This is a genomic window from Sanguibacteroides sp. AM78-02pH3A (assembly GCF_027666085.1).
GTDB lineage: Bacteria > Bacteroidota > Bacteroidia > Bacteroidales > Marinifilaceae > Gabonibacter > Gabonibacter massiliensis.
Map to the genome: position 1 here is coordinate 72281 of NZ_JAQEHX010000004.1, position 14019 is coordinate 86299.

Genomic DNA, 14019 nt, shown 5'->3' on the forward strand with positions numbered 1-14019 from the left:
TCTTCGAATAGGCTTTATACAAGGAATCTTCTGGAATATTGTTTTCTAATCATGAGATGGTTTAATGTTAATTATTTCTAATTATTATGGTTGTATTAATCCTTTTATATTTTTAGTGGTGTCTTAGTTGTATAATACATTATCAAATTGTTGACCGATGAATCAAAAGGTGCGTTCTGTTGCTCGTTATAGGGGTGTTATGATGAGGCGGAGCTGGGAATTTAGGCTATTTGCTGTAGTTTCAGTGTTACTGATCGTTTTTTTGCAATATCTTTTGCAAGGAGGTATCGGGATGGGGGAACATCGCGTATCGCTTTCCGCTTCGCCACCTTGGTTAAGTACTTATTTCTTCAATATTGCCCAATCTTTTATGTTTGTTTTGGTTATCGGGGAGGTTATGGCGAGAGATAAACATCCGGATTATTTTCTATCTGCGGCAGGTGAAATTGTCGTGGATGACGAAGATCCGTTTTTTGATGATAATTGCTACGGAGATCATATCGCAACAGCCTACGTGAGGTTGCGGGAGAAAAAGAGAAGTACTGTATCCCGGCTTGCTTCTAATCCAGAAGCCGGTCGGTGCGAATTATGGATTTATATCCCGTGGATTATGCCTATGACTGTTTCTTCTGCTGAAGAGGCAATGCCGTGTTATGTAGTGCGGGATAAGGGTGGAGAACGGGAGATCGGCATTCATATGCTGAAACGGGGTGGGTGTTTTTAGATGAATGTGAACTTCCGGAAGGAGAAAACAGAGTAACTCTTTTACATAAAGGAACGGAAGGGCAACGCCTCATGGCCGATGCGGTAAAGTGGGTTCGGGTGAGAAGGGATTAAATCTGTCTGAGAATCTCGATGTGAATTGAATTTATAAAAAACTAACGTACTAAAATAAGACTTATGAAATTTCGAATGATAAAAACAATCGCTTGTTACGAGGCTAAGTTACTGAGACGGAATTGGGGATTCCGGATATTTGTTGTGATTGCTCTATTGGGAACATGGGGATTCCAATATATTGAACAAATTCAATTTTCATCTTGGTTTAAAATTGCAATGCCTGCCTCTTTGCCTTGGTTCAATACCTATGTTTATAATATCTTACAGTCATTGATGGTTCTATTTGTCGTGACGGATGTAATAAAAAGAGATCGGAAATGCGATTCAGGAATTGTGTTTACACTGTATCCGGTTTCTAACAGCGAACTTATTTTGGGAAAGATGTGGGGTATCTCCCGCATCTTCATCGGATTGAATTTTATTTCGCTATTATTAGCGGCTTCGATGAATGTTTTTTTCAGTTTGTCCCCTTTTGATCTTTGGTTGTACTTTTTTTATTTTTTGACCTTATCGTTCCCCTCCCTGATTTTTATGATCGGTTTTTCTTTTTTCATTTCTCGTTTGATAAGAGAACATATTTTTTCTTTGTTGCTATTGTTGTTGTTTTGGGGTGTAGCCTACTGGTATTTGCCGGAGATTTGTGGAGGAGCTTTTGATTTTTTTGCGATTGGAATTCCCAATCTTTTTTCTGATGTCACCGGACATCCGGCACTTTTTCTTTATCTGCTTCAACGCGTTTCGTTCATCGGAATTGGTTTGGGGATGCTGATGTTTTCTGTTCTATGGTTCAACCGGTTAACGGACGGGAAGGAGTTAAAGAGGCTAAGGATTCTGTCTTGCACACTGTTGACTGTCGGGATTATTTGTATGTTGGGGTGTTGTTACTCTTTTCTGCATGATAAGAGTATCAGAAAGAGGTATGCGGATACTTATGTAAAGTATGCGGATAAACTTGATTTGCGGGTGGAGAAATCCTCTATCGTTTACCGTCAGGAAGGGAATCGTATTTTTGTTTCCGCTCAATTGCAAGTAAGAAATACCGGTGTAAGCCGAATGCCGGAACTTATTTTTTACCTGAATCCGGGATTGTCGGTACGTCAATTATGGGACAATGGAAAAAATTTGGTTTTTCATAGGGAAAATCAGGTTATAGTGGTGCAAAAAGAACTTCAGCCAGGGGAGAATATAACGCTGAGGATAGAGTATGACGGCAAAATTGACGAGCGAATTTGTTATTTGGATATTTCGGATAAAGAATATGACCATGCGTATTGGCTGGATAAAAAATGGAGGTTCGGAAAGCGAAGCGCCTTTGTTGAGAATGGATATACCTTGTTACTTCCGGAGTGTTTGTGGTATCCGGTAGCTGTTCCTCCGGTAAACCTAAAGTCTTTGTATGCCACGGAGAAGAATTTTACAACCTATGATCTTCGCGTGTTTAATCCGGATCGTCGAATGGTGATTTCTCAGGGAAAAGCAGAGGAGGTGGGAGATACCGTTAAATTTACGCCGGAAAATAAATTGACGGGAATCACGTTGACTATGGGATCTTACGGTAAGAAATCCGTAAAGGTGGATAACGTGCTGTTGGAATGGTACTATTTTAAAGGGAGCGATCTTCTGATAAAGAAGGTTGAGAATCTTTCGGATTTTCTAATGCCGTTTTTGCAAAAACACTTGAAAGGATATCCGTTTCAGTATTTGAGAGTAGTTGAAACTCCCGTTACGTTGACGTCTTACGTGAGAAATTGGAAAGGAGGGAGTGAAAATGCCCAACCGGAATTGCTGTTTTATCCCGAGCGGGGGAGTAAAATCTTAGCGATGTCGGATTATATTCAATTTCAAGAAGGTGTTGCGATGAACTTCGTGGGCGGAAATGAAATGATTCAAGAACCTAATGTGGATTTTATGCGATTGAGTATATTTTTAGAGTCCTCCTTTCTACGGGAATGGGCTGTACTGAGAGAGCTTGATTTGAATCGGCGCTTAAAATTATATTTGAGACAAGAAACAATAGGTGTTTTACAATCCACGACTATTCCTAATGATTATTCAATCTTACCTTTGTTTTCTGATTATCTGGGATTTATGAGTTCTGTCGATTATCCGGTGATGGATCGTATCATACAAACCATGTTAAAATTTCAGGAAGATAACGTTTCTTCAAGTATCATGAAAATGCCTCTTTTTTTAGGGATAGACGATTATCAACGGGCAATGGCTTACCTGACTTCGCATAGTTTGGAAGATGCATTGAATGATGAGACCCTACCTGTAGGGGTTATGACGGAAATAATCAATATAAAGGCCAGGGATTTGAAAAATAGAATCTCTACCTCTGTACCTTATACGGATCTGCATCGATTCTTAAATGATTTTAGAAGTTCTTATTTTTTTAGAGAGACTGATTTAAAACAATTCAAGCAAGCTTTTACAGATCGGTTTAAGGTAGATATTTCACAATGGTTGCCCGAATGGTATAAAAGTCGGCAAGCAGCTGGTTTAGTAATAAAGGATATAGGGGTCGATAAGGTAGAGAACGGAGAGGTGAAGGGATATCGTGGGCGAATGCGGGTGTATAATCCTTCAGAAGCAGATGGCGTTTTTTCTGTTATGGTCCGGGGTGGATATATAAATCATTTTATGATTAACAGGGGAGAAGCAAAAGAGATTCGATTTTTTGCCGAGAAGATGCCGAGGTTGATCTATGTAAATACCAATTTATCGCAAAACATTCCTCAGACCATTCGTTGGGTTTTCAATCCCACGATAAAAACGGCTGTTGTTTCGGATACGTCGCAAGGAATCTTTGATATCGATAAAAGATACTTTTTACCTGTTCCCGATGAAATTATAGTGGATAACGAAGATCCCGGATTTAACGTAAAGACGGCGGCTTCTAATCGACTTTTGGGGAATATGTCGAGTAGGAAAGAATACCAGTTGCCGATGAAAATTGTCTCTACGAGCTGGGCTCCCGGAATAGATGAAGGGTGTTATGGGGATATTGTGCGTAGTGCTTATGTGAAATTGGGAGGAGGAGAGAATAATCATGCTGTATGGACAGCAGAAATTCAGCAAGAGGGTGTGTATGAGTTATGGATACATGTGCCTGCTCTTCCTGCTTATGTTTATAACGGCTCGTTGGATGGGGACTGTTTACAATATTATACGGTCCAGAATGGAGAAAAGAATGACGAGTTTAATATTAATGTAACGAAGGAACAAGGTTGGGTTTATGCCGGAGAGTATCGGCTTCCACAAGGAGAAAACCGTGTTGTATTGTTAGATAGGGCTCGGCAGCAGATGCGTCTTGTAGCCGATGCCATCAAATGGAAATATGTTAAAAAATAGCCTTTCCTGATTTATAAGTAATCTTTGAGGAGAAAGGGTATCTTTGATTATGTTGATATTGAATACACTACTGCAGTAATAATAAATGTTTTACTAAAATTAATGTTATGAAAACAAAAATTTTTTTTCAGAAGATGATAATGCTTCTTTTTGTTATTTGTTCTTTTCATATGGTGTCTTACGGGCAATCTTCCAGAATAACGGGTGTTGTGACGGATATGGCGGGCGAACCGTTAATAGGGGTTAATGTGCAAATAAAGCGGACTAATATAGGTACTATTACGGATTTTGATGGCAACTTTACAATCGTTGGCGTTATGCCGGGGGATACGTTGGTGTTTTCTTATATAGGGATGAAGAAAGTCGAAGTAGGAGTTAGAGGGCTTAGTGTGATTCATGTTGTTATGCGTGATGATTTTATGGTTTTGTCGACTGATACGTTTCAAAAAAGATTGCTGACTTTTTATAAAGATTGCGTCTTTTTTGATTATGACCGGTTTTTAAGGACGAGGATACAACCTCAGGTGTGTTAATTTTTAGGTGAATGTGTTGGGTACAAAAAGAAGAATGGTTATACTGTAGTATTGTATTCTGTTGATATATATTTGTTTCGAGGGTTGTCTTTAAATGAAAATTTGGACAACCTTCATTTTGTCGGGTAAGATGAGCCTGATACGGTGTTTTTGTGCTTTTGTAATAGGATAGAATATCGATTTTTTCGCCCAGGTGGTTTCTGCGAAATTTATAACGGGGAGTGAAATTGATGCTGAATTCGATGAACCAATGATCGGAGTTTCCATATCGATTGTCGGGACGACAAAAAGGAGAGTTCCTGAGTTGGACGGTATTGATCCAATAGTCCGTTAATTATTAGATATATGGCGAAAAGATGATTTTTTTATTATTTTTTTCGTGTTTCATTCATCCCGTATTGTGCTTTGCGGTGTCTTAAGATAAAATTAGAAGATAAGTTATGGTAGTAGATAGAGCCAGGCTGTTGGCCGAAATTATTATACGGGTTAAATTGCGGAGAGCTTCTTTGGAGGAGAGGGAAGAGTTGGGAAAGTGGTTGGACGAAAGCGATGAGAATCGTCAATTGTATAAAAGTATTATTCGGGGAGAGAGTATCGCAAAGCGATTGAAGTTAGAAGATGAAATCAATCGGACCACGAGTTTCGATGAGGTTCACAAAGAAATCTCCGGAAAACTTCTCGCCGGGAAAAGACAGAAGAGATATTTTGTATTAGGGGGAAGCGTTGTTGCGGCCAGTGTTGTCGTTGCGTGTATGCTGTTGATTTTTGGATTGGAAAAACAACAAAAGGAATCTTCTCCGGTTATGGCCGGACAAGAAAAGGTTGAAATCAATCCGGCAAAAGGGAAAGTAATGTTAGTGCTGGAGAACGGGAAGCAGATTAATTTGAGTAATTCTTTACCGGATACTTTGCACCTCTCTTCTGTCGCTATGATCGGGGAAAAGGGCAAACTATCTTATAGAATGACAGCTGATTCTTTGCCTGTCGAGGAAGTTATACATAAAATTGTCACAACTGTTGGCGGAGATTATCAATTAGTGTTGAGTGATGGTACGAAAGTGTGGCTTAATGCAGAGTCTGAAATTGATTATCCGATTGAGTTTTTGGGAGATAAGAGAGAAGTGTTTTTAAAAGGGGAGGCTTATTTTGAGGTTGCACCTGATCCGGAAAAACCTTTTATTGTAAAAACGACTTCCATGCAGACAAGAGTGTTGGGTACTTCTTTTAATATTAATGCTTATGAAAATGAGCCTAATGTTTATACCACTTTGTTGACGGGAAAGGTAGAGGTGATGTTGAACAAGAGGGGAAATGCCTCTCCGGTTGTATTAAAACCAGCCATGCAACTGAAATTAGATAAGGAGAGTGGAGATTTTTCCGTGGAAAAGGTACGGGTGGAAGAGATTACCGCTTGGCGTTATGGCGTATTCATGTTTGCTGAAGATGATATAGAGGTGGTTACTCGGATGCTGAGTCGCTGGTACGATGTGAAGTTTGTCTTTGACGGTGAACGGAAAGGTCCCCATACTTTTAGCGGACGAATGAGTAAAGATGACAAATTGAACGAAATATTGAAAATGCTTACCTTAACGGGAGGGCCGGAATTTAAGATCGAAGGAAATACAGTGCATATCATAGAGAAATAGAATACCGGAAATGCTTTGGCGAGCATTTCCGGCTTAAAAAACCTTGTTGATAGCAAGGTGTGTGTTTAATTAAAACGTAACAAAAGTATGAAAAAAAACTACAAACCGAAAAGGTTCTGTAGACTTTTGGTGACTTGTAGAGTATTGTTTTGCAGTATTTTGCTGTTAGGTATTACTGCGGCGCTTACAAGTTCACCGGTCTACGGACAACAAAACTCCAAACGATTTTCTTTAAAGCTTGCTCAAGTTAGTGTGTTGGATGCACTACGGGAAATCAACCGATTGAGCGATAATTCAGTTGTATTTAAGAAGGAGGAAGTGGAGAAGGAAACGGTAAAAGTAACAGTAGATTTAAACAATGTTACTACTCTTCAGGCTGTTCAAGCTTGTATCAAAAACACAAATTTGGAATGCAGAGAATTGAACGGTAAGGTTGTGGTGGGACCTAAAAAAGCACCGGTTTCCATTACAATTACTGGTACGGTGAAAGATAAAGAAGGGCAACCGTTACCGGGAGCTACAGTTGTTGTTGCGGGAGATTCTTTGCATTTGGGAACAAGTACGACGATTGACGGGACTTATACTTTAACCGTTCCGAGCGCAGTAAAATCTTTGATTTATTCATTTATCGGTTATAAGTCGCAAAGCGTAGTGATCGGTAACCGTACCGTGATTAACGTTGTACTGGAAGAAGATGTTAAAGAGGTAGAGGAGGTGGTTGTAACCGGTATGTTTACTCGTAAAGCAAATACTTATGCCGGGTCTGCCGTTACGCTAACGTCAAAAGACATCGTTCGTACCGGTAGTTCGAATCTGTTTCAAAGTTTGAAGAACCTGGACCCGGCTTTGTTTATTATGGATAACCTGGATATGGGATCGAATCCGAATAGTTTACCGCAAATGCAAATGCGTGGTGTATCCAGTTTTCCGATAGAAGAGACTGGAATTCAGCTTAAAGGTAACTACCAGAACAATCCCAATCAACCGTTATTTATATTGGACGGATTTAATACCACGGTAGAACGTGTAATGGATATGGACATGAACCGGATCGAGAGTGTTACTTTATTGAAGGATGCCGCGGCGAAAGCAATTTACGGTTCTAAAGCTGCTAATGGGGTAGTGGTTATAACGACTAAACGCGTAACGGGAACTCAGCAATTGGTAACCTATACGGGAAGTGTCGATATTGAGATGCCGGACTTGACCAGTTATAATTTATGTAATGCTGCGGAAAAATTAGAAGCCGAGAGGATAGACGGTATGTACGATTATAAAAATATGGACGAGGAGATCAGGTATTCTCAACTGTATGAGGAGAGAAAGCAACTCATTGCCGCCGGTTTGGATACTTATTGGCTTTCCAAACCTTTACGCACGGGCGTCGGACATAAACACAATCTTTCGGTCCAATTGGGAGACCAGAACCTGCAGGCATTGTTCAGTTTGACATACAATCAGGTGAAGGGAGTCATGAAAGGATCCGATCGTAGAAATATTATCGGAGAGATCGATCTTTCTTATCGCAAGGATAATTTGTTATTCAGAAATAATGCTTCCATAACGAGCAATAAGAGTAATGATTCTCCTTATGGGGCATTCAGTAAATATGCACAAATGAATCCTTATTGGAGAGCCAAGGATCCGGACACGGGAGAAGTGGCCCGTTGGGCTTATACCGGTCAAGGAGCTTCGGTTGCCAACCCTATGTACGATGCTGAAATCGGAACGCTTTACCAGCAATCCTATGTTGAGTTTGTCAATAATTTTGAAATCGAGTGGAGACCTATACAAGCTTTGATTTTAAGAGGAGGAATTACGTTAGGCCTAAAGAGAAATGACGGAGATGAATTTTTACCCGCGACTCACTCTTCATTTGCCGATATTAATAAGTACTCTTCTACCGAAGATCAATTGCGTAAAGGTTCTTACCGGATCGATGAGGGTAAAAGCAGTACCATTTCTGCTAATATAAATGCGACTTATTCTGCGACATTTGCGGATCGTCATAATATCTTCTTGAACTTTAGAACGGAGATAGGAGAAGATAAAAGTCAGGCTTATGTATTTCAGGCAGAGGGATTCCCTAATAATCAGATTGCCGATATCACTTTCGCGCGTCAATATGCAAAAGATTCCCGTCCTTACGGTAGTTCTTCCTGGAATAGGAATTTAAGTTTCGTACTTGCCGGCGGGTATAACTTCGATAATCGTTATTTATTGGACTTCAGTGCCAGAGAGGATGCTTCTTCTTTATACGGTAATGACAATCGCTGGGCTTTAGGTTGGTCTTTGGCTTTAGGTTGGAACCTGCATAACGAGAAATTTTTCAAAAACGATATTGTTCAACAGTTTAAGTTACGGGCGTCTATCGGAGTAACCGGAAACCAGAATTTCTATAACAATGAAGCAGTTGCAACCTATGAGTATTACACGACGGATAATTATTTGGGAATGACGGGAGCCCAGGTTGCACGTATGGCTAATCCTCAGTTGAAGGGTGAACAGAAGAAAGACTATAACGTGGGATTTGATGCCATTATTTACAAGGCTAATATTCGTTTTGACTATTACTGGGCGGATACCAAGAATATGTTGACGGATGTTTCTGTCTCTACATCGACCGGTTTCTCTACCGTGAAAGATAATTTGGGTTTGGTCCGGAATCAGGGTATCGAGGCCTATTTGACTTATAGCGTATTTCAGACTAATAAGGGTTTCTTGCAGTTGTTCGGTTCTTTGACGACCACGACGAACAAGATTATCCGCCTGTCGGAAAGTATGAAAACGTATAATGCATTGCGGGATAAGATGGCAGCCGATAAGGGAAATAATAAACCGGTAACAAAATATGTGGACGGTGAATCCATGAATACGATATGGGCTGTTCGTTCTTTGGGTATCGATCCTCAAACGGGAAACGAGGTTTATGTGAAACGCAACGGGGAATTGACCTATACGTATGACGAGAACGATCAGGTACCGGCCGGAAACTCTTTGGAAAAATACAGGGGGACTTTCGGTTTTAATGCCGAATACAAAGGATTCGGATTAAGTACGACTTTCCGTTATGCTACCGGCTACCAGAAATACAATTCGACCTTAGTAGAACGGGTAGAAAACGTGGATATGAACTATAACGTGGATAAGCGGGCTTTATACGGTCGTTGGAAAGAACCGGGACAGGTCGCACAGTTCAAACGTTTGGGAACATTCCAATATGACGGCGATGCGCAGGCATATCAGGAAAAGACACGTCCCACGACGCGCTTTGTACAAGATGAAAGTTTACTTACCTGGGGAGCTTTGAATGTTTATTATGAATTCCAGCCTGATGTTCTTAAATCTCTTAGAATGAGTAGATTGAAAATTTCTTTTAACATGAATGATATTGCTACCTTCTCTTCTGTCAAGGTAGAGCGGGGATATAGTTATCCGTTTGCCAGAACCATGTCATTCTCTCTTATAGGATCATTTTAAATAAATAGGATATGAAACGAATAACACAATATATAACTTTGTTTATCCTCTTCTTTTCTGTTACGTCATGTAACGATTGGTTGGATGTAACGCCTGCCTCACAGGTCCCAGAAGAGGATCAGTTTAAAGATGAGCCCGGATTTCGACAAGCGTTGATCGGTTGCTATATCGGAATGGCCAGTGAAACCTTGTACGGTAAAAACCTGAGTTGGTACGTACTGGATGTACAGGACGGAAAATATGATTTGTATCCTTCGGCTCAGGTTTATCCGATGGCTGCTTATCAATATAAACATGTGAGAGCCACTCCTATCATCGATGCGGTTTGGTTGAACGCGTATAACATCATTGCTAATGCGAATAACGCCCTGAAATTTATTGAAAAGAGATCGAATGTTTTAGATCCGGTCTCTTATAAGGTGATAAAAGGAGAGTTATTGGCTATTCGGGCGATGTTACACTTCGACCTGATGCGTATTTACGGTTACGGAGATTTGGCCTCCCGTACGGATAAAGAGACAAAGCTCACCATTCCTTATGTGAAAGAGTACAAGAAAGAGACAACGGAACAATTGTCTTATAAAAAGACCATAGATTTGATCGTGGCCGATTTAAAAGAGGCTTTGGATTTGTTGGAAGAGGAAGATCCGATCACGAAAAAGCATACGGATGACTATTATGATAATTTGAATGACGACGGATTTTATAGTGATCGTACCTATCGTTTGAATTATTTTGCCGTAAAAGCGTTGTTAGCCAGGGTATACATGTGGGAAGGTAGCGATGCCTCTTTGTTGTTGGCCCGGGAGGAAGCTAAAAAGGTGATTGAAGAGGGAGAAAAGGTCAATCTTTACACGTGGGTGACGAATGATAACATTTCCTCGAATTTGATTCTTTCTACGGAACATATCGCTTCTTTGAACGTGTTGACCCTGTCGGACAAGATTTCCGGGTATTTCAAATTGAATTTTACGGATACGGATTATGAGCAGATCAAATTGTCAGAGGAGGGAGTACAGAGTATTTTTGATGAAAGCGGAGCGGGTAGTAATGCCGATTTCCGGGGATCATCCAAAATGTTGTTCCCTGCTTCCAATGGCTATTATGTGCCTTTGAAATTAGCTCAGGACCGGGCTATCAGCGGTACCGATTGTTTGAACAGAATCCCGCTGGTACGTATTTCGGAGATGTACCTGATCGTGGCGGAAACTTATTTGAAGGGAACGGATATTAACACAACCGAAGCGGCCAAATATTTAACGACGTTGCGTGAGAATCGTTCTAATTTCATTGATATCTCAGGTTATACCCGGGACCAGTTGTTGACTTGTTTGACGAACGAATACAGGCGTGAGTTCCTGTGTGAAGGTGTGACCTTCCTTTATTACAAGCGTATCGGAGAAGTGAATATTCCGAATTTGTCTACTCCGATGAGTGATGAGACTTATGTATGGCCCTATCCGGAGGCAGAAAGTGGAATGGGTCTTGTTCAATAAGTTTAATAGCATAAATTCAAAGTTATGAATAAATTAAGATTTATATATACGATGTGTATATTCGCTTTGGGATTGCTTGTTGCAGGATGTTCCAAAGAGGAAATACCTACTTATAACGAGGAGTTTCCTTCGGTTACTTTTCCGTGGACGGGAATAGGAATAAAAACCTATCCGGGATATAATACTACTACAAAGAAATTTGAGAAAGTATACTCTTTCTGGTCGGACCCGAACGAGGAGAAAGTCATTGTCGATATTCCGTTGGAAGTGATAGGGGACGTACGGAGTTACGACCGGAAAGTGAATTGTACGCTTGATCTGGACAGTTGTACGTTAATAGAGGGTTCTTATAAAATTCTGGAGGCGGTGGTTCCGGCAGGAGAGGCATTCGGTAAGATCTCGATCGAGGTTACCAAATTGCCGGCTTTGGAGACGGAAACTTGTGTACTGGAACTGGTGTTGACAACTTCGGATGATTTTGCAAAAGGACCGAAAGAGTATATTCGGGCAAAGTTTATGTTTGATAACCAGTTGCCGATGCCGAGATCCGGAACATTCTATTGCCGTACTTACAACTATTTGATTGCTGCAGGTCAGAGTATGAATTTAGCTAATTATAACTATTATAGTAAAAATGCTCATAAGGCGATATTGGAAGCTTTGGACTGGCCTTGGGAATCCGATAAATGGCCGGCATATAATAACCGTGATCCGCTCGGACTGACCTTCTACACTACCGCTCAAACCAACGCCTATTACGATTTGCTGAATGCTTATTTGGAGGCTTACGAGGAAGTACACGGAGAGCCTTTGTTGCATGACGGAGGATTGGCGAAAGGACAACCGGTTAAGGCAAGAAAGTTTTAATTTAACAGATCAAAGATTATTCATATGAAAAATATATTTTATCTATTGGTACTTTTATTGAGTAGTGGCCTTTGGTCATGTTATGACGATAAAAGTACTTACGATACAGAAAAACTTCCGGAAATAAAGATTGACTTGGAAAATATTTCCGAGGTCCAGAATGTTAATTATTTGGGGAATCTTAAATTAGATATACCCATTACAAAAAACGGGCAGGCAAATCATCCGGATTTGGGATATTTGTGGAAGATCCAGTTAGGAACCTCCTCTTTGGATTACGTGACGGAAGAGTTGTCTCATGAAAGAATATTGGATGTTACGGCTACTATGCCGATCAATGCGGGGGGATATAAACTTTTGTTAACGGTAACGGATTCTGCGACTACTTTGCAGTATTTTGCTTCCTTTACGGTGGTGGTGACGAGTGAGTTCGGAGAAGGACTTGTGGTTGCTCACTCTCGCGACGGACAAACTTCCGATCTCTCTTTGGTGATGGACGAGAATCTGACGAAGGATTTTACCGGAGAGAGGAAGGTGATTTCCGATATTTACGCCTCCAAAGGAGAGGTATTCCCGGATAAAATCAAAAATATGATGTATACCGTTTCCGGATCCACCTATGGAAATTATCGGAATATTTTATGGGTAGCGGGAGAAAAAGGAGTTTACCGGATTGACGTGGAGGATTACTCCTACACGGATACCAAGAGTATTGTACCCATGGCGGATGCCTCTTTTGAAGCAGATGCTTTTTATCCTTCCATACAAGCTACTCTTATGGTTGCCAATCATCAGGTTTATCAACATAATCGTCAAAACGACAATATGTTCGTTAAACCGGAAAAGGTTACTAACGTGTTAGGCCTTGAGTCCAATCATGTAGATAATGCGATTCTTGCGGCTGTTGCCGGAGACTTTGCCGGACATCGGGCCGGCGCCGTGTGGTATGATTCTCAAATGGGGTGTTTTGCCCGTTTTAACTCTTTGTTTGCGGCTCCGAAATGTCAATTATTCAGTTCTTCGGAATATAACCAAACTTTCCCGTTCGATCCTTCCAATATCCGGGGTAAAGAAGCCGTAGCGGGAGGCGTGATGGAAAGAGACGGTTTGGCTATGGTATTGCGGGATAAAACGACTCGGGAGTACGAAATATATATTTTTAAAACGCAGAATTCGAACTATGATCTGGTAGCTCCGACTCCTTACGCTCTGTATCAGGTGCCGGCCGGATTGAAAAGCATCATGGATGCGGCGGTTTCTTATACTTTCAGCTCGGTTGACCCGATTATGTACGTGGCAACGGAAACGGATGTTTATGCCGTTAGGATGTCATTGGGTTCGTTGACTTATGAATCCAAATATACGGTTGCCGACGGAGAGAAGATCACTATCGTCCAATTCTATCAGCAAGGACGTTACACGATGAGTCCGTCTGATTTTGATGGAGATGTTTCCTCTTTGGTTCCCTTGAATGCGAAAGCCGTGTTGATCGCCACGCAAGCAGGAGAGGCCGGAAAGGTTTATTTAGTTCCGCAAAAGGATTTGGGAACGGGTAATCTGGATAAAGGAAAACAAATAGCTTATGACGGATTCGGTATAATCTCAAATATCGTTGTCCAAGGAAAATAATTTTTATAAGTAGGTAAGCAGCTACTGCTTACCTACTAATTCATTTCGTATATAATTGCTGTGTATTAAAGATTTTGTTCCGTTTGGGCCTGCTTTTTCATAAAAGGCGGAAAGGGGAGGGTATAGCCTGAAATAACGGCACAATCAGGTTTGAAATATATTTTTTTTCCGGTT

General features: G+C 40.8%; 9 protein-coding genes. All 9 read left to right on the forward strand.

The genetic code is table 11. The features are described 5' to 3' along the window. The first annotated feature begins 157 nt into the window (after nt 1–157). The 9 genes from PGR74_RS07450 to PGR74_RS07490 all read left to right on the forward strand — a co-directional run bounded on the left by PGR74_RS07450 (nt 158) and on the right by PGR74_RS07490 (nt 13845). Nucleotides 158–724, forward strand: a complete 567-nt coding sequence (locus PGR74_RS07450) for a hypothetical protein (protein WP_041505382.1) — start codon at nt 158–160, stop codon at nt 722–724. Further along, nucleotides 715–837: a hypothetical protein gene (locus tag PGR74_RS07455; protein ID WP_262509242.1), complete on the forward strand. Its 123-nt coding sequence runs from the start codon at nt 715–717 to the stop codon at nt 835–837. Before PGR74_RS07450 ends, PGR74_RS07455 begins: the two co-directional genes overlap by 10 nt. Before the next feature lie 63 nt (nt 838–900). Next, nucleotides 901–4194 (forward strand): golvesin C-terminal-like domain-containing protein, encoded by a 3294-nt coding sequence (locus tag PGR74_RS07460; protein ID WP_041502179.1) that lies wholly within the window; start codon nt 901–903, stop codon nt 4192–4194. 107 nt (nt 4195–4301) lie between these two features. Then, complete coding sequence (locus PGR74_RS07465) at nt 4302–4727, forward strand: carboxypeptidase-like regulatory domain-containing protein (RefSeq protein ID WP_041502178.1); 426 nt, start codon at nt 4302–4304, stop codon at nt 4725–4727. Between the two features lie 440 nt (nt 4728–5167). After that, the gene (locus PGR74_RS07470) at nt 5168–6373 is read left to right on the forward strand and encodes a FecR family protein (RefSeq protein WP_041502177.1); all 1206 of its coding nucleotides are present in this window, start codon (nt 5168–5170) and stop codon (nt 6371–6373) included. A gap of 87 nt (nt 6374–6460) precedes the next feature. Next, nucleotides 6461–9853, forward strand: a complete 3393-nt coding sequence (locus tag PGR74_RS07475; protein WP_052634361.1) for a SusC/RagA family TonB-linked outer membrane protein — start codon at nt 6461–6463, stop codon at nt 9851–9853. A gap of 11 nt (nt 9854–9864) precedes the next feature. Beyond that, nucleotides 9865–11349, forward strand: a complete 1485-nt coding sequence (locus PGR74_RS07480; RefSeq protein ID WP_041502176.1) for a RagB/SusD family nutrient uptake outer membrane protein — start codon at nt 9865–9867, stop codon at nt 11347–11349. A gap of 24 nt (nt 11350–11373) precedes the next feature. Next, nucleotides 11374–12216: a DUF4843 domain-containing protein gene (locus tag PGR74_RS07485; RefSeq protein WP_041502175.1), complete on the forward strand. Its 843-nt coding sequence runs from the start codon at nt 11374–11376 to the stop codon at nt 12214–12216. A gap of 24 nt (nt 12217–12240) precedes the next feature. After that, nucleotides 12241–13845: a PKD-like family lipoprotein gene (locus PGR74_RS07490; protein ID WP_041505384.1), complete on the forward strand. Its 1605-nt coding sequence runs from the start codon at nt 12241–12243 to the stop codon at nt 13843–13845. Nucleotides 13846–14019 lie beyond the last annotated feature (174 nt).